This is a genomic window from Ideonella azotifigens (genome assembly GCF_021043325.1).
GTDB classification, from domain to species: domain Bacteria; phylum Pseudomonadota; class Gammaproteobacteria; order Burkholderiales; family Burkholderiaceae_C; genus Ideonella; species Ideonella azotifigens.
In genome coordinates, this window is the sequence record NZ_JAJNKD010000004.1 from 224,068 (window position 1) to 240,722 (window position 16,655).

Genomic DNA, 16,655 nt, shown 5'->3' on the forward strand with positions numbered 1-16,655 from the left:
GCCCCCAAACAAGCCGATCAGCAAGCCAACGGCCGCCCAGGCCCATGGACCGAGCGCGCGCCCTTGCCAGCCGCATGTCGGGGACCAAGCTCGCAACAGATTTCCCATCCTCCCACTCCCTCTCGCTGTCTTGTCAATCGTTTGTAAAGCGCAGATTTTGCAACGCCAGCGCCACCGCGATAATCCCGCTCATGCATCTCGTGCTCCCCTTCGCCAGCGCCCTGACGCCGCCAGCCCAGCACGCGATCTCAACGCTGGCATTGCCAAACCTGGAGCGGCTGCTCGGTCGGCTCCAGCCGGCCGGGCCTGGGCCTGCCGCGGCGCCGGAGGAAGACGAAGAGCTTTCGCTGAGTGCGCCGCACGAGCAGGTGCTGGCCGCCGCCTGGGGCTGGCCGGCCGGGCCGGCGCAGGACGGGTTGTTGCCTATGGCGGCGGTGGCCGCGCAACGCGACGGGCTGGCGCCGGTGGATGACGAGTTGGGCTGGGGCTTGCTGAGCCCAACGCACTGGCATGTGGGCACCGACCAGGTCTCGCTGACCGACCCGGCCACGCTGGGGCTGGACGAGGCGATGTCGCGCACGCTGTTCGACGCGCTGCGCCCTCTGTTCGAGGAAGACGGCTGGAAGCTGCAGTGGGGCGCGCCGACGCGCTGGTATGCCACGCACCCCAGCCTGCGCAACCTGCCGACCGCGGCGCTGGATCGCGTGATCGGCCGCAATGTGGACCTGTGGCTGAACACGCACCCGCAGGCCCGGCTGATCCGCCGGCTACAGGCCGAGGTGCAGATGCTGCTGTACAACCACCCGGCCAACGACGAGCGCGAGGCGCGTGGCCTGTTGCCGGTCAACTCCTTCTGGCTCAGCGGCACCGGGCCGACGCAGCCGATGCCGGGCGTGCACGCCGGCATCGTGCATGACGACCGCCTGCGTGCACCGGCGCTGGCTGGCGACTGGACGACCTGGGCCGAGGCCTGGGCCGCACTGGACGCCGGCCCGCTGGCCGAGGCGCTGGCCAGCGTGACGGCCGGCCAGGCTTTCACGCTCAGCCTCTGCGGCGAGCGCCGTGCGCAGACCTACACGCCGCGCCCGCTGACCTGGTGGCAGCGCGGCCCGCTGGCGCCCGGGCGCGTGCACGCGGCACCGCTGCTGGCCTCTCTTTGATCTCCTGCAGGACCCGATGACAAGCAGCCCTTCCCTGCACCTGCGCGACGTGCCGCCGCGTGCCGCCTACGCGCTGGAGCAAAGCGGCGTACACCCGCTGCTGGCACGCCTCTACGCTGCCCGCGGCGTGCGCGAACCGGCCGAACTGGACGACGACCTGAAGCAGTTGCTGCCGCCCAGCCTGCTCAAGGGCACCGATGCCGCCGCGAGGCTGCTCGCGGACACACTGGCCAGCGGCGCGCGCATCTGCGTGGTGGCCGACTACGACTGCGACGGTGCCACGGCCTGCGCCGTCGCGCTGCGCGGCCTGGCGATGCTGGGCGGACAGCCCGCGCAGCTGCACTACGTGGTGCCGGACCGCGCGGTTCACGGCTATGGGCTGACGCCCACCATCGTCGACCTGGCCGTGGCCCAGTGCCAGCCGCAGCTGCTGCTGACCGTGGACAACGGCATTGCCAGCCAGGCTGGCGTGGCCCATGCGCGCGCGCTCGGCATGCAGGTGCTGGTGACCGACCACCACTTGCCCGCATTGGTGGACGGCGAGGTGCTGCTGCCGGATGCCAACGTGATCGTGAACCCCAGCCAGCCCGGCTGCGAGTTTCCCAGCAAAGCGCTGGCCGGCGTGGGCGTGATGTTCTACACCCTGCTCGCGCTTCGCGCCGAGCTGCGCCAGCGTGGCGCCTACGAAACCGTACCCCAGCCCAAGCTGGACGCGCTGCTGGACCTGGTCGCGCTGGGCACGGTGGCGGACGTGGTGAAGCTGGACGGCAACAACCGACGCCTGGTGGCGCAAGGCCTGCGGCGCATCCGCGCCGGCCGCATGCAGCCGGGCGTGGCGGCGCTGTTTGCCGCGGCCTCGCGCCAGCCCGCCAAGGCCAGCGCCTTCGACTTCGGCTTTGCGCTGGGCCCGCGCATCAATGCCGCGGGCCGGCTGTCGGACATGACGCTGGGCATCGAATGCCTGACCACCGACGACCCCGGCCGCGCCATCGAACTCGCGCAGCAGCTGGACGCGATCAACCGCGAACGGCGCGACGTGGAAGCCGGCATGCGCGAGCAGGCCGAGCTGCTGCTGGACTCGCTGATGCCCGAGGGCCAGCCGCCCGCCGCGGTGGTGCTGTTCGACCCGGACTTCCACGAAGGCGTGGTCGGCATCGTGGCCGGCCGCATGAAAGACCGGCTGCACCGGCCGACCTTCGTCTTCGCGCTGGGCGCAGACGGTTTGCTCAAAGGCTCCGGCCGCTCCATCCCCGGCTTCCACCTGCGCGACGCCCTGGACCTGGTGACCAAGCGCCACCCCGGCGTGCTGAAGAAATTCGGCGGCCACGCGATGGCCGCCGGTTGCACGCTGGCAGAAGAAGACTTCGAGACCTTCGACCAGGCGCTGCAGCAAGTCGCCCAGGAATGGCTGCTGCCCGAAGCCCTGGCCCGCAAGCTGGCGACCGATGGGCCGCTGCTGCCGGAATACTTCAACCCCGAGACGGTGGCCAAGCTGGATGCCGTGGTCTGGGGCCAGGGTTTTGAGGCACCTGTTTTCTGCGACGAGGTGGTGGTCATCCAGCAAAAGCTGGTCGGCGAAAAGCACCTGAAGCTGCGCGTGCGCCACGGCGGCCCCAAAGGCACGCTGCGCGACGCGATCTGGTTCGGCCATGCCGAGCCGGTGGCCGAAACGGTGCGGCTGGCGTACCGGCTCAGCGTGGACGAGTTCCAGGGGCAGGTGCGCGTGCAGATGGTCGTGGAGGCGGCCGTCTGATGGCCCGCTGGATCGCCCTCTTCCGCGGCATCAACGTCGGCAAGGCCAAGCGCATTGCGATGGCGGAGCTGCGCACGCTGCTGGAGACCGAGCTGGGCCACAGCGAGGTGAGCACCTTGCTCAACAGCGGCAATGTCGTCTTCAGCGCGACCGGCAGGCCCACGGCGATCAAGCTGGCAGCGGCCATCGAAACTGCCATCGAGCAACACCTGGGCGTGCAGAGCAAGACCACGGTGATCTCGGCCGCGCAGCTGGACGCGATGCTCGCGGCCATGCCCTGGGACGATGCCGACGAGATCGCCTCGCGCCTGCTGGTGGCCGTGCTGCGGGAGCCGGACAGCGAGGCCACCAGCGCCGCGCTGAAGCAGCTGGGCGAGAAGGACTGGGCGCCCGACGGTTTTGCCATCGGCCCCGGCGTGGCCTACCTGCGCTGCGAGCCGGGCATCCTGGACAGCAAGCTGGCGCCGGCCTTCGAGAAGCTGTTCAAGGACCGCGCGACCAGCCGCAACTGGGCCACGATGAAGAAACTGCAGGCGCTGGCGAACGGGTAAGGCGATGGCTGGTTGTCGCCTTTCTGCCCGCTGGCGTTTGGCTGTGCCGTTGCTGATCTTCGGCGCGAGCGCTCTCGCGGCCGATCCACCAGCCGATGCCGAGCTGTTCCAGTTCCCCGCCGACCGCAACGTGGCGGTGAACCTGCAGCTCTGGCCGCTGGGCCTGAAGAGCGGGCGAGATGCACCGGTCTTTCACAACTTCATGGCCCAGTTGCGCTTCTCCGGCGAACCCGAAGTGCTGACCTGCGCGCTGCGGCTGTACGACCCCGAGGGCCAGCTGAACCCTGGCGAGACGCAGGACCTGGCGATCCGCTGCCTTCAGCCGTTCCGCGTGAAAGCGAAGCAGCCGGACTTCCAGGTCTTTGCCGCCGGCCGCCCCATCGGCAAGGGCCAGCTGCGCTCGGCCGCACTGGCGCAGGTGATGGGCGAACCGGGCGCTGCCACCAGCGCCGCCAGCGCACCACCATGAGTGAAGCCCTGTATTTCGCCACGCCAGCCCAGTTGCACGCCTGGTTCAAGCGCCACCACGCCACCCAGACCGAGCTGTTGCTGGGCTACTGGAAAGTGGGCAGCGGCCAGCCCAGCGTGACCTGGCCCGAGTCGGTGGACGAGGCGCTGTGCGTGGGCTGGATCGACGGCGTGCGCCGGCGCATCGACGACGCGCGCTACAGCATCCGCTTCACGCCGCGCCGGCCCGGCAGCGTGTGGAGCATGGTCAACGTGCAGCGGGTGCCGGTGTTGCTGGCCGAGGGGCGCATGCGGCCGGAGGGGCTGGCGGTGTTCGAGGCGCGCAAGCCCGAACACCACACCGGCTACACCTTTGCCGCCCGGCCGCAGGAGTTGCCGCCGGAGATGGCGGCGCAGTTGCATGCGCTGCCCGATGCCCTGGCCTTCTTCCTGGCCCAGCCGCCAGGCTACCGGCGCACGGCGGTGCACTGGGTCACCAGCCCCAAGACGGCCGCCACCCAGGCTCGGCGGCTGGCGGAACTGCTGGCCAGCTGCGCCCGCGGTGAGCGGCTCGGGCATACGCAGAAATACCGCTAGTTGTCGCGTGCTTTGCGACGAACGGGGAGCCACGTTCAAGGGGATTGCGGACAGAAAAACGACAGTGCGGCTGGTGTCAAATTGCCGTCACCATCGCTCCCTGTCCAGGACCGTCCATGTTGTTTTCGACTCCCTTGCGTGCGCTGGCCCATGCGGCCGCCACGCTGTGCCTGCTCACCGCTGCTACCTCAGCTTCAGCAGCCACACCTTCCGCGGCCAGCGCCAACCCGGCCCTGGGCCCGCTGCAGGATCCGCTGTGGATGCGCTACCCGGCCATCTCGCCCGATGGCAGCCAGATCGCCTTCAGCTTCCAGGGCAACCTGTTTGTCGTGCCCGCCGAGGGTGGCGTGGCCCGGCTGCTGGTGGCCAACGGCCAGAGCAACTCGCGCGCCGTGTGGTCGCCAGACGGCCGCAGCATCGCCTACGCGGCCAACCTCTATGGCAACTACGATGTCTTCCTGGTCTCGGCCCAGGGCGGCCCTTCGCGCCGGCTGACGACGCACTCGGCCAACGAGACGCCGCTGAGCTTCACGCCGGACGGTAAGGAAGTGCTGTTCTCCGGCACCCACATGGACGCCCGCGGCAACCTGATGTTCCCCTCGGGCCAGGCCAGCGAGCTGTACAAGGTTTCGGTCGAAGCCGGCCAGCGCCCGGTGCAGCTGCTCAGCACGCCGGCCCTCTCGGCCCAGCTGAACAAGGCTGGCACGCAGATGCTGTACGAGGACTGGAAAGGCTACGAGAACCTGTGGCGCAAGCACCATGTCTCGCCGGTGGCGCATGACATCTGGCTCTACGACACCAAGACCGGCCAGCACCGCCAGCTGACCACCTTCGGCGGCGAGGACCGCAACCCGGTCTGGTCGCCCGACGAGCAGGCGGTGTATTTCCTGAGCGAGCGCAGCGGCTCGTTCAACGTCTGGAAAATGCCGCTGAACCAACCCGAAGCGGCAGTGCAGGTCACCAGCTTCAAGACCAACCCGGTGCGCTTCCTCAGCATGGCCAGCAACGGCACGCTGAGCTTCGGCTACGACGGCGAGCTCTACCGCCTGGCCCCGGGCGCCAGCGCGCCAACCAAGGTCGCCGTGCAGATCGCCGCGGACACCCGCACCCGCGGCACCGAGCTGCAGCGCCTGTCGCAGGGCGCGACCGAGATGTCGCCCAGCCCCAGTGGCAACGAAGTGGCCTTCGTGATTCGTGGCGAGGTGTTTGTCGCCTCGTCCGAGTTCGGCGACACCAAGCGCATCACCGACACGCCGACGCAGGAACGCTCGGTCAGCTTCAGCCCGGACGGCCGGCGCCTGCTGTTTGCCGGCGAGCGCGATGGCGCCTGGAGCCTTTACGAAGCCAGCCTGCCCGGCAACAAGAAGGAATCGCCGAACTTCTACAGCGCCGGCAAGGTGCAGATCAAGACGCTGCTGAGCAACGGCAAGGACAACTTCCAGCCCCGCTACTCGCCGGACGGCAAGGAAGTGGCCTACCTGGAAAACCGCAACACGCTGAAGGTGCTGAACCTGGCCAGCGGCCAGACCCGCACCGTGCTGCCGGCCGAATGGAACTACTCCTACGCCGACGGCGACCAGTGGTTCGACTGGTCGCCCGACGGCCACTCGCTGCTGACCCAGTTCGTGGACCGCAACCGCTGGGGTGCCGAGGTCGGCCTGATCGATGCGCAGGGCAAGCGCCCGCTGGTCAACCTGACCCAGAGCGGCTATGACGACTTCTCGCCGCAGTGGGCACGCAACGGCCAGATGATGGTCTGGCTGACCGACCGCACCGGCATGCACGGCGCCTCCGGCTCGTCGCAGAAGGACGTCTACGCGATGTTCTTCACCCGCGAGGCCTTCGACCGCTTCAACCTCGACAAGGGCGAATACGCCGCGCTGCTGAAGAAGGAAGAAGAGGAAAAGAAGGAAAAGGACAAGGCGAAAGAAGCCAAGGCCGACAAGAAGGGCGGCAAGGACAAGGAGAAGGACGACGACGCCATCACCCTGCCCGAGCCGGTGAAGCTGGAGCTGGACCAGGTCGAGGACCGCGTGGTGCGGCTCACGCCAAACGCCGGCAACGTGCGCGCTGCGGTGCTCTCGGAAGATGGCGAAGCCCTGGTCTACCTGCTGGAAACGGCCGACGGCATCGAGCTGTGGGTCAACCGCCTGCGCAGCAAGGAGAACAAGAAGGTCGGCGGCTTCCCGGCTGGCAAGGGTGGCCACGGCGACCCGCTGCCGGTGGACCTGCAACTGGACGCCAAGGGCGAAACCGTGTTTGTGCTGGCCGATGGCGGCATCCAGAAGTTCAAACTCCCCAAGGAAGACGGCCCCGTCAAGCCTGAGCCGGTCAAGTTCGCCGCCGAGCTGAACCTGGACCTGCGTGCCGAACGCGCCTACATGTTCGACCACGTCTGGCGCCAGACCCAGGCCAAGCTCTACGTGGCCGACATGAATGGCGTGGACTGGGCCGGTTACCGCAAGGTCTACGAGCGCCAGCTGCCCTACATCGCCAACGGCGAGGACTTTGCCGAGCTGCTGAGCGAAATGCTGGGCGAGCTGAATGTCTCGCACACCGGCTCGGGCTACACCGGCAAGCCTGGCGCAGGCGACGCCACAGCCCAGCTGGGCGTGTTCTTCGACCCGGCCTTCACCGGCGCCGGCCTGAAGGTGGCCGAGATCATCGACGGCAGCCCGCTGCAGGCCGGTGAGGCACGCATTCAGCCCGGCATGGTGATCGAGAAGATCGACGGCGTGACGATTGCCGCCGGTGCCGAATACGACTCGCTGCTGAACCAGAAGGCTGGCAAGCGCGTGGTGCTCGGTGTGTTCGACCCGGCCAAGAACCAGCGCTTCGACGAGGTGGTCAAACCCATCCCGGGCGGCGAGCAGAACGAGCTGCTGTACAAGCGCTGGGTCAAGGCCGAACGCGCGCTGACGGAGAAGCTCTCGGGCGGCAAGGTCGGCTACGTGCACGTGCGCGGCATGGACGACGACAGCTACCGCCAGGTCTATTCGGAGATGCTGGGCCGACACAGCGGCAAGCAGGCCGTCATCGTCGACACCCGCTTCAACGGCGGCGGCAACCTGCACGACGAACTGGCCACGCTGCTCAGCGGCAAGGCCTACCTGGACTTCGTGCCGCGCGGCCAGCACCTGGGCGCCGAGCCCACCGGCAAGTGGACCAAGCCTTCGCTGGTGCTGATCAGCGAAAGCAACTACTCCGACGCGCACCTGTTCCCGTGGACCTACCAGCACTTGGGGCTAGGCAAGCTGGTCGGCATGCCGGTGGCAGGCACCGGCACGGCCGTGTGGTGGGAAACGCTGCAGGACCCGAACGTCTACTTCGGCATTCCCGAAGTCGGCTTCGTGGACGCCAAGGGCCAGTACATGGAAAAGGCCTTGATCCAGCCGGACATCCAGGTCGCCAACGACCCGTCCCGCATCGTCAAGGGCGATGACCAGCAGTTGGCAGCCGGCGTGAAGGAACTGCTGAAGGGCATCAAGCCCTGATGCACTGAACCGCTGCGCTGCCAGACAGAACGGCCGCCTTCACCAGGCGGCCGTTTTTTTCCTGCAGCCGGAATGCGTCAGCCCTCGCCGCGCAGCAGCGCCTGAAGGCCCGCCTCGTCCAGCACGGCAATGCCCAGCTCGCGCGCCTTGTCCAGCTTGCTGCCGGCCTCTTCACCGGCCACCACGTAGGTGGTCTTCTTCGAAACCGAGCCGCTGACCTTGCCGCCGGCCGCTTCGATCAGGTCCTTGGCCTCGTCGCGGCTCAGCGTGGGCAGCGAACCGGTCAGCACCAGCGTCTTGCCCAGCAGCGGGCGCGGCGCGTCGCTGGCAGTGCCCTCGATGTCCGGCCAATGCACACCGGCCGCGCGCAGTTGCTCCACGACCTCGCGGTGCTGCGGCTGGTCGAAGAAATGCCGCACGCTTTCGGCGACGATGGGACCCACGTCGTTGACTTCCAGCAACTCTTCCAGCCGCGCGTCCATCAGGCGGTCCAGGTTGCCGAAGTGCTTGGCCAGGTCTTTCGCGGTCGTCTCGCCCACGTGGCGAATGCCCAGGCTGTAGAGGAAGCGGCCCAGCGTGGTGGACTTGCTCTTCTCGATACCGTCCAGCAGGTTCTGCGCGCTCTTGTCGCCCATGCGCTCCAGCGTCGCGAGGTTGGCAAAGCCGAGCTTGTAGAGGTCCGGCAGGCTGCGCACGATGCCGGCGTCCACCAACTGGTCCACCAGCTTGTCACCCAGGCCTTCGATGTCCATCATGCGGCGGCTGGCGAAGTGCAGCAGCGCCTGCTTGCGCTGCGCCGGGCAGGTGATGCCGCCGGTGCAACGCCAGTCAGCCTCGCCTTCCTCGCGCTCGATGGGGCTGCTGCACACAGGGCATTTGCCGTCCAGGCGTTTGTAAAGGTCGAACGGCTCACCCACGTCCTCTGGCCGCCTGTCCATCACCACACCGACGACTTCGGGAATGACATCGCCGGCGCGGCGCACGATCACCGTGTCGCCAATGCGCACGTCCTTGCGCCGCGTCTCGTCCTCGTTGTGCAGCGTGGCGTTGCTCACCGTGGTGCCGCCGACGAACACCGGCTCCAGCTTGGCCACCGGCGTCAGCTTGCCGGTGCGGCCGACCTGGATGTCGATGCCCAGCAGCCGCGTCATCTGCTCCTGCGCCGGGTACTTGTGCGCCACCGCCCAGCGCGGTTCACGCGAGACGAAGCCCATCTGCTGCTGCAGCGCGCGCGAGTTCACCTTGTAGACCACGCCGTCGATGTCGAACGGCAGGCTGTCGCGCAGCTCGCGGATGCGCTCGTGGAAAGCCACAAGGCCGTCAGCGCCCTGCACCACCGCGCGGTCTTCATTGACTGGCACCCCCATCTTCGCCAGTGCGTCCAGCATGCCGCTGTGCGTCTCCGGCACCTCCCAACCCTGCACCTCGCCGAGACCGTAAGCAAAGAAGCTCAAGGGCCGCTTTTTCGCCATCGCCGGATCCAGCTGGCGAACCGCACCGGCGGCGGCATTGCGCGGGTTCACGAAGGTCTTTTCGTTCTTCGCACCCGCGGCAATCAGCTCGCGCTGCCGCTCGTTCAGCGCGTCGAACTCGTCGCGCCGCATGTAGACCTCGCCGCGTACTTCCAGCACCGCCGCACTGCAGCCGCGCAGCTTGCGCGGCACCTGCTTGATCGTGCGGATGTTCTGCAACACGTCCTCGCCGGTCTCGCCGTCGCCGCGCGTGGCGGCCTGCACCAGTTCGCCGTGCTCGTACCGCAGGTTGATCGCCAACCCATCGAACTTCAGCTCGGCCGCGTAGTCCACCTGCGGCGCATCTTCAGCCAGTTTCAGCTCACGCCGCACCCGCGTGTCGAACTCCACCGCACCCTGCGCCGTCGTGTCCGTCTCGGTACGGATCGACAGCATCGGCACAACATGCCGCACCGGCGTGAAGCCATCCAACACCGCACCAATCACGCGCTGCGTCGGCGAGTCCGCCGTCACCAGTTCAGGATGCGCCGCCTCAATGGCTTCGAGTTCCTGGTAAAGCTTGTCGTACTCCGCATCCGGGATCTGCGGCGCATCCAGCACGTAGTACTGCTGGGCATGGTGGTGGAGTTGGGCCCGTATCGCGGCAACTCGCTCTTTCAGTAGCGGAGTTTCTGACATCTTGCTAGTTCGACTGTTCGTCAATTTCAATTGGAAGGGATGTTGACATCTACTCAGAGGAGTCCTTGCCGTCCCCTCGCCTTCTTAAGAGATGCGCCATCAAGCCACGCCCCCAAGAAATGTTCCAAACGACAAATAGCAGAAGCAACAGAAGAAAGGTGAGTCCATTCGAAATGGGCAACCATGGCAGTAACTGCCTTCTCAAGATGAGGCAAATCGCCAGGGTCCAAATGACAAGTTCTTTCACTTCTCGACTCCTTGGACTTCCCCAAAACACATAGGGCAATTTGAAGATCGCCCGTCAACTCACCTTCGCAATCATCACCTGGTCCACCCTATGCCTGTCCACGTCCATCACCTCGAAGCGCCAGCCTTCCCAGGTGACCGTGTCGGTGCGTTTGGGGATGCGGCGCAGCATGACCATCAGGAAGCCGGCCAGGGTGTCGTATTGGCCGGCGTGCGGCCATTCGGCGATGTCCAGTGCGCGTTCGAGGTCGGGGATGGGGGTGACGCCGTCGGCGAGGAAGCTGCCGTCGTCGCGGCGGATGATCTGTTCCTCGTCGTGCGGGGCGACCATCGCGCCCATCACGGTGCTCATCACGTCGTTCAGCGTGATTACGCCCACCACCAGGCTGTATTCGTTGACGATGACGGCGAAGTCCTCGTGGGCCTGGCGGAACTGGGTCAGCATCTCGGCCAGCGTCAGCCGGTCCGGGACGATCAGCACCTTCTTGATCAGCCCGCTGTCGCCGCAGGCGCGCAGGCCGATGGGCTCCTCGCGCAGCACGCGGGCGAACATGTCGGTCGCATCCACGTAGCCGATGACTTCGTCGATGCCTTCACCGCAGACCAGGTAGGTCGAATGCGGATCTTCGGCCACGCGGGTGCGCAGCAGCACCTCGTCGTCGTCCATCGCCAGCCAGACGACACGCTCGCGCGAGGTCATTGCGCTCTCGACCGTGCGCGTGTCCAGCTCGAAGACGTTTTCGATGATCTGCTGCTCGGAGCTGTGCACCGCGCCGGTCAGGGTGCCGGCCGCCGTCAAGGCCAGGATGTCGTGGTGGGTGATGCGGTCGTCGCGCGTCTGCGGCAGGCCGAAGAGCTTGGACAGGCCATCGGCCGCGCGGGTGAAGGTCCACACCACCGGCTTGAACAAGGCACTGAGCCACAGCATCGGGCCGACCAGGCGCATGGCCAGCCGCTCCGGGTCGTTCATGCCCACGCGCTTGGGCAGCAGGTCGGCCAGCAGCACGAACAGCACGGTGACGGCCAGGAACGAAAGCGCGAGGCTGAGCCCGCCAAGGCGCTCCTCGCCCACGCCGGCCCAGCGCAGCGCGGCGGCGAAATGCGGTGTCAGCGCGCCGTCGCCCACGATACCGGCCAGGATCGCGATGGTGTTCAGCCCGATCTGCACCACCGTGACGTAATGGCCAGGCGCATCCTGAACCGCCAGCACCTGTGTGGCCCGGTGTTCGCCCAGGTCGGCCAACTGGCGCAGCTTGAGCCGCCGCGCCGCGGCCATTGCAATCTCGGCCACCGCGAAAAAGGCCGACGCCGCGATCAGCAGCGCAATGAGCAACAGGCTGGCGATCAGGTCCACGGGCCTAGCTGAACAAGCGCCGTGCCGCGGCGCTGCCTGCTTCCAGCTCGCGGGCCGCCAGGGCCTCGTACAGCCGGCCAAGCTCCAGGCCGATGGCGGCAAAGGCGTGCAGCGTGATGGGCGTGCCGCGGTCGTCGACCAGGGTCGCATCCAGATCCTCGGCCAGGCGGCGGGCGCATTCCTGCCAGGCGGCAAAGGGCTCGGCCGAAGCCGGGGTTTGCGGCACGTCCAGCGTCAGCGTCACTTCGCGTAGCGCGGCCTGGCCTGGGTCTTCGGACAGGGCGACCTGCGAATCGAAGGACAGCACCAGCACCGGCGGCGCGCCGTCTTCGGCAGCAGGCAGCACCTGGCGGCCGGCGACCGCGCCGGGCACGAAGCCATGCCGGCTGGTGCATTGCTGCAGGTAGCCGACCGACCATGCGACCGAGTTGGCGCGCAGCACGGCGCCCAGTTGGGCGTCGTGCTGGCTGGCGAAGCTGTCCAGCTCGCGGGCGCGGGCGACCACGTCCAGCATGTCCGGGAAATCCGGGTTGGCGCTCAGCGCGTCGGCAAAGGCCTGCAGCTTCTGCACGAATTCGGAATACTCGATCTCGTTCAACGGGCCATGACGATTGGCCATTTGCAGGCCCGCCTGGAACTCGCCGTAGCGCTGGCCGGGGCGCGGCATTTCCCACTCGCCAGTCTCGGCGTTCAGGCCTTCGATGTGGAAAGGCTTGGCACCGGCGCGGCGGCTGGGCGGCAGGTGCTGCAGCGCCAGGTCGCCGGTGACGGGTGCGTCTGGCCGCACGGTGGCAATCGCGTCGATCAAGGCGTCGATGCGCGCGCTGCGGCGACTCAGCGAAGCGGCGCGCAGCGCCTCGGGCAGCGGCGCCACGCCGGGCACGCCAACCGGGTCCAGGTCCTGGCCGACATTGCTGGTGGCATTGCTCAACCCGCTCATCGTGGGTTCCTGGCGCTCGCCATTGGAAGCCGCGGGCGCGTCCGGCAGGCTTTGCCGCGGTGCGCTGCGCCGTGCGGCCCATGCGCCCTGCACCACAACGGCAAGCAACACGATGCCCGCCAGAATCGCCAAACCAGTGGTCAACGTCATGCGGCTTCCACCATGCCGATGGCGGCCTCCATGTCCACCGCGACGATGCGCGAGACGCCTTGTTCCTGCATCGTGACCCCGATCAGCTGTTCGGCCATTTCCATTGCAATCTTGTTGTGCGAGATGAACAGGAACTGCGTGCCCTTGGACATCTCGGCGACCAGGTTCGCGTAGCGCTCGGTGTTGGCGTCGTCCAGCGGCGCGTCCACCTCGTCCAGCAGGCAGAACGGAGCGGGGTTCAGCAGGAAGATCGCGAACACCAGCGCGATGGCGGTCAGCGCCTTCTCGCCACCTGACAGCAGGTGGATGGTGGAGTTCTTCTTGCCCGGCGGCTGCGCCATCACCTGCACGCCGGCGTCCAGCACCTCGTCGCCAACCATCGTCAGCTTGGCCTGGCCGCCGCCGAACAGCGTCGGGAACATGCGGCCGAAGCCTTCGTTGACCTGGTTGAAGGTGGTCATCAGCAGGTCGCGGGTTTCGAGATCGATCTTGTGGATCGCATCTTCCAGCGTGTTGATGGCGTCGGTCAGGTCGGCGTTCTGCGAGTCGAGGAAAGTCTTGCGCTCGCGCGCCGCGGCCAGTTCGTCCAGCGCGGCCAAATTGACAGCGCCCAGCGCGGCAATCTCGCGGTTGATGCGGTCGATCTCGCCCTGCAGGCCCCAGAGCTTGACCTGGCCTTCTTCAATCGAGGTGGCCAGCGCTGCCAGGTCGACCTCCGCTGCGCTCAGCTGCTCCATGTACTGCGCACCGCCCAGCTGGGCGGCTTGCGACTCCAGCTGCAGCCGGGTGATGGCTTCACGCAGCGGCTCCATGCCGCGTTCCAGCGTCAGGCGCTGCTCGTCGGCCTGCCGCAGTTGCATCGACAGTTCGTCGTAAGCACTGCGCGCCGCGCCCAGCGCCTGTTCCTTTTGCAGCTTGATGGCCAGCGCTTCCTGCAGCCCGGCCTGGGCCGCGGCGTCGTTGAAGCTGGCCAGCTCGCTTTGCAGTTGCTCTTCGGCCTGCACATTGGCCTGGATCTGCTGCGCCGCGGTTTCGATGGCGCGCTGCAGTTCGCCACGGCGTGCGGCCAGCGCGCGAGCCTGGAACTGCGCCTCCTGCGCCTGGCGCTCCAGCGCTCGCAACTGTTCGCGTGCACCACTGAGCTTGCGCTCGGCAGCAATCACCGCGTCTTCCAGCTCGGCGTGGCGTTCCTGGGTGTTGGCCAGGTCCATGTCCAGTTCTTCGAAACGGGCCTCGCCAGTCATGCGGCGCTCTGCCAGCTCTTCCATCTGGCCGTCGATCTCGGCCAGTTCTTCTTCCAGCTGGCCGCGGCGCGAGTTCGCTGCCTGGGCTTGCTGGTTCAGCTGCATCAGCTGGACTTGCAACTGGTGCGCGCGGGTCTGCGCCTCGGCGGCTTCGCGGCGGGCCGCGGCCAGGCGCGAGGCGGCTTCGGTGTACTGGGCTTCCTGGCGGATCAGCGCGGTGCGCGATTCGTCGGCCAGCAGGGCTTGCGCGCGGCTGCTGCGTTCCAGGTTCTCGATTTCCTGCGCCCGGGCCAGCATGCCGGCCTGCTCGGAGTCGGGTGCGTAAAAAGCCACCGCGAACTGCGAGACCGCATGGCCTTCGCGGGTCATGATGACCTCGCCATGCGTCAGCTGGGAGCGCTGGGCCAGCGCGGCTTCCACGGTGTCGGCCGTGTACACGCCTTCGAGCCAATCGTTCAGCAGCGCAGTCAGGCCGGCGTCGTTGAGCTTCAGCAACTCGGCCAGGCGCGGCAGGGTCTGGTGACTGTCGGCATGGCCGCTCGCGGGCGGCGAATAAAAGGCCAGCTTGGCAGGCGGCGCGTCGGTCGCAAAAGCGCGCACCGTGTCCAGCCGCCCGACCTGCAATGCGCTGAGCCGCTCGCGCAGCGCCGCTTCCAGCGCCACTTCCCAGCCTTGCTCGATGTGCACCTTGGTCCACAGGCCGGGCAGCCCATCCAGCCCGTGCTTGGCCAGCCAGGGCTTGAGCTTGCCTTCGGTCTGCACCTTCTCCTGCAGCGCGCGCAGCGCTTCCAGGCGAGCGCTCAGCTCGGCGTGTTTGGCAGCTTCGCGGTTGACCAGCGCCTGCTGCTCGCGGCGCCGCTCGTCCAGCAGAGGCACCTGTTCACCCAGATCGTGCAGGCGGGCTTCGGCTTCGGCATTGGCCTCGTCGGCCATGGCACTGTCTTCTCGCAGCGCGGCCAGCTTGTCGGCGTCCGGCGCGGCCAGGCCCTGGCGCTCGGTGGCCAGGCGCTCGCGGCGGGTGCGCAGCGCGCGGGTCTGTTCCTCGATGTTGCGGCTCTCGGCCGCCAGCACCTGGATCTGCTGCTGCACCTGGGCCACGCGGCCACGCTGCTCGTTGGCGCGCGCCTGCGCTGCGCGCACCGCCTCTTCCTGCTGCGGGCCGCTCCCGGCTTCTTCTTCGGCCTGCGCGGCCAGGATCTCGGCCTGCTCTTCGGCGGCGGCAATCTGCTCGGCAATGGTTTCCTGCTCGGCAACCGCGTCGTCCCGGCGCTGAGCCCATTGCTGGTTCTGGCTTTCCAGGTCGGCCAGCCGGGCCTGGGCGCGTTGCCGGCCCTCGACCACGTAGCGGATGCGCTCTTCGAGCCGGCTCACTTCCAGCGAAGCCTGGGCCAGGTCGCCCTGTTTGGCGTGCAGCGCGTCAGAAGCTTCGTAGTGCGACTGGCGCACCACTTCCAGCTGCGCTTCCACGTGGCGCAGGTCGGCCAGCTTGGCTTCCAGCGCGTTGGTCGCGTCCAGCGTGGCCAGCTTCAGGCGGTCTTCCTCGGCGGCCGCGTCGCGGTGCTTGAGGAACCACAGCTGGTGCAGCTTCAGCGTGCCGGCCTTTTGCAGGCCGTGGAAACGCGTGGCGACCTCGGCCTGGCGCTCGAGCTTGTCGAGGTTGGCGTTGAGCTCGCGCAGGATGTCGTCGACCCGGGTCAGGTTCTCGCGCGTGTCGCGCAGCCGCAGCTCGGTCTCGCGGCGGCGCTCCTTGTACTTGGAGACGCCGGCAGCTTCTTCGAGGAACAGCCGCAACTCTTCAGGGCGCGACTCGATGATGCGGCTGATCGTGCCCTGGCCGATGATGGCGTAGGCGCGCGGGCCCAGGCCGGTGCCAAGGAACACGTCCTGCACGTCGCGGCGGCGCACCGGCTGGTTGTTGATGAAGTAGCTGCTGGTGCCGTCGCGCGTCAGCACACGCTTGACGGCGATCTCGGCGTACTGGTTCCACGAACCACCGGCGCGGCCGTCTTCATTGCTGAACACCAGCTCCACGCTGGCGCGGCTGGCCGGCTTGCGGTTGCCGGAGCCGTTGAAGATCACGTCCTGCATGGACTCGCCACGCAGCTCGCTGGCTTTGGACTCGCCCAGCACCCAGCGCACCGCGTCCATGATGTTGGACTTGCCGCAACCATTCGGCCCGACCACGCCCACGCGCTGGCCCGGCAGCTGGAAGGTGGTGGGCTCGGCGAAGGATTTGAAGCCTGACAGCTTGATCTGGTTGAGCCGCATGAAATGGGGCGTGACACGCAGTCCCACGCTGGCACCGCGGCAAGGCATTCGAATACCCGTCGCGGCGCTGTGGACTGCGCCTTAAGTCATTGATTTACTTGGAATTTTAGGTCGCCATTCGGTGACCTGACTGGCCGGGATGATAGCATCGCACCCCTTCTTCCCGGGTTGGTGCAGCAGCCCGTGGCCCCTTTGTTTGCCTGACTGTGCGCCATGTGGCGCCGGCGGGCGTCCATTTGCATTTGCCATGGCCCGTTCTTCCGCTCCTTCTGCCGACAAATCCGTCGAAAAATCTGCCCAG

The 16,655-nt window shown here is 67.5% G+C and carries 10 protein-coding genes; 6 read left to right on the forward strand and 4 right to left on the reverse strand.

The genetic code is table 11. The features are described from left to right. The first annotated feature begins 191 nt into the window (after positions 1–191). The 6 genes from LRH25_RS11575 to LRH25_RS11600 all read left to right on the forward strand — a co-directional run bounded on the left by LRH25_RS11575 (position 192) and on the right by LRH25_RS11600 (position 8,002). On the forward strand, positions 192–1,160 hold the full coding sequence (locus LRH25_RS11575; protein ID WP_231011189.1) for a hypothetical protein: 969 nt from the start codon (positions 192–194) through the stop codon (positions 1,158–1,160). Between the two features lie 16 nt (positions 1,161–1,176). Then, entirely contained in the window at positions 1,177–2,913 is a 1,737-nt protein-coding gene (gene recJ / locus LRH25_RS11580) for a single-stranded-DNA-specific exonuclease RecJ (RefSeq protein WP_231011190.1), read from the forward strand. Beyond that, positions 2,913–3,464: a DUF1697 domain-containing protein gene (locus LRH25_RS11585; protein WP_141287468.1), complete on the forward strand. Its 552-nt coding sequence runs from the start codon at positions 2,913–2,915 to the stop codon at positions 3,462–3,464. Before recJ ends, LRH25_RS11585 begins: the two co-directional genes overlap by 1 nt. A 43-nt stretch (positions 3,465–3,507) precedes the next feature. Continuing rightward, the gene (locus LRH25_RS11590; RefSeq protein WP_141287469.1) at positions 3,508–3,933 is read left to right on the forward strand and encodes a hypothetical protein; all 426 of its coding nucleotides are present in this window, start codon (positions 3,508–3,510) and stop codon (positions 3,931–3,933) included. Further along, a complete protein-coding gene (locus LRH25_RS11595; protein ID WP_141287470.1) occupies positions 3,930–4,508 on the forward strand; it encodes a YdeI/OmpD-associated family protein in 579 nt (192 codons plus the stop codon). Before LRH25_RS11590 ends, LRH25_RS11595 begins: the two co-directional genes overlap by 4 nt. Positions 4,509–4,624: 116 nt before the next feature. After that, entirely contained in the window at positions 4,625–8,002 is a 3,378-nt protein-coding gene (locus LRH25_RS11600) for a S41 family peptidase (RefSeq protein ID WP_141287471.1), read from the forward strand. A 77-nt stretch (positions 8,003–8,079) separates the two neighbouring features. Here the strand turns inward: LRH25_RS11600 and ligA are convergent, their stop codons facing one another. The 4 genes from ligA to smc form a co-directional block, all read right to left on the reverse strand. After that, on the reverse strand, positions 8,080–10,152 hold the full coding sequence (gene ligA, locus LRH25_RS11605; protein WP_141287472.1) for an NAD-dependent DNA ligase LigA: 2,073 nt from the start codon (positions 10,150–10,152) through the stop codon (positions 8,080–8,082). A 301-nt stretch (positions 10,153–10,453) separates the two neighbouring features. Then, positions 10,454–11,752 carry a polyamine export protein PaeA gene (paeA, locus tag LRH25_RS11610; RefSeq protein ID WP_141287473.1) on the reverse strand — a complete coding sequence of 433 codons (1,299 nt, stop codon included), beginning with the start codon at positions 11,750–11,752 and terminating at the stop codon, positions 10,454–10,456. A gap of 4 nt (positions 11,753–11,756) precedes the next feature. Next, complete coding sequence (locus tag LRH25_RS11615; protein ID WP_231011191.1) at positions 11,757–12,842, reverse strand: cell division protein ZipA C-terminal FtsZ-binding domain-containing protein; 1,086 nt, start codon at positions 12,840–12,842, stop codon at positions 11,757–11,759. Further along, positions 12,839–16,354: a chromosome segregation protein SMC gene (gene smc / locus LRH25_RS11620; RefSeq protein WP_231011192.1), complete on the reverse strand. Its 3,516-nt coding sequence runs from the start codon at positions 16,352–16,354 to the stop codon at positions 12,839–12,841. The genes LRH25_RS11615 and smc overlap by 4 nt, the downstream gene beginning before the upstream one ends. Between the last annotated feature and the right edge of the window lie 301 nt (positions 16,355–16,655).

Coding starts and splice junctions, on each gene's coding strand:
- LRH25_RS11615 (WP_231011191.1), bottom strand. CDS start 12,842: ATGACGTTGACCACTGGTTTGGCGATTCTGGCGGGCATCGTGTTGCTT.
- recJ (WP_231011190.1), top strand. CDS start 1,177: ATGACAAGCAGCCCTTCCCTGCACCTGCGCGACGTGCCGCCGCGTGCC.
- LRH25_RS11600 (WP_141287471.1), top strand. CDS start 4,625: ATGTTGTTTTCGACTCCCTTGCGTGCGCTGGCCCATGCGGCCGCCACG.
- LRH25_RS11595 (WP_141287470.1), top strand. CDS start 3,930: ATGAGTGAAGCCCTGTATTTCGCCACGCCAGCCCAGTTGCACGCCTGG.
- smc (WP_231011192.1), bottom strand. CDS start 16,354: ATGCGGCTCAACCAGATCAAGCTGTCAGGCTTCAAATCCTTCGCCGAG.
- LRH25_RS11575 (WP_231011189.1), top strand. CDS start 192: ATGCATCTCGTGCTCCCCTTCGCCAGCGCCCTGACGCCGCCAGCCCAG.
- LRH25_RS11585 (WP_141287468.1), top strand. CDS start 2,913: ATGGCCCGCTGGATCGCCCTCTTCCGCGGCATCAACGTCGGCAAGGCC.
- ligA (WP_141287472.1), bottom strand. CDS start 10,152: ATGTCAGAAACTCCGCTACTGAAAGAGCGAGTTGCCGCGATACGGGCC.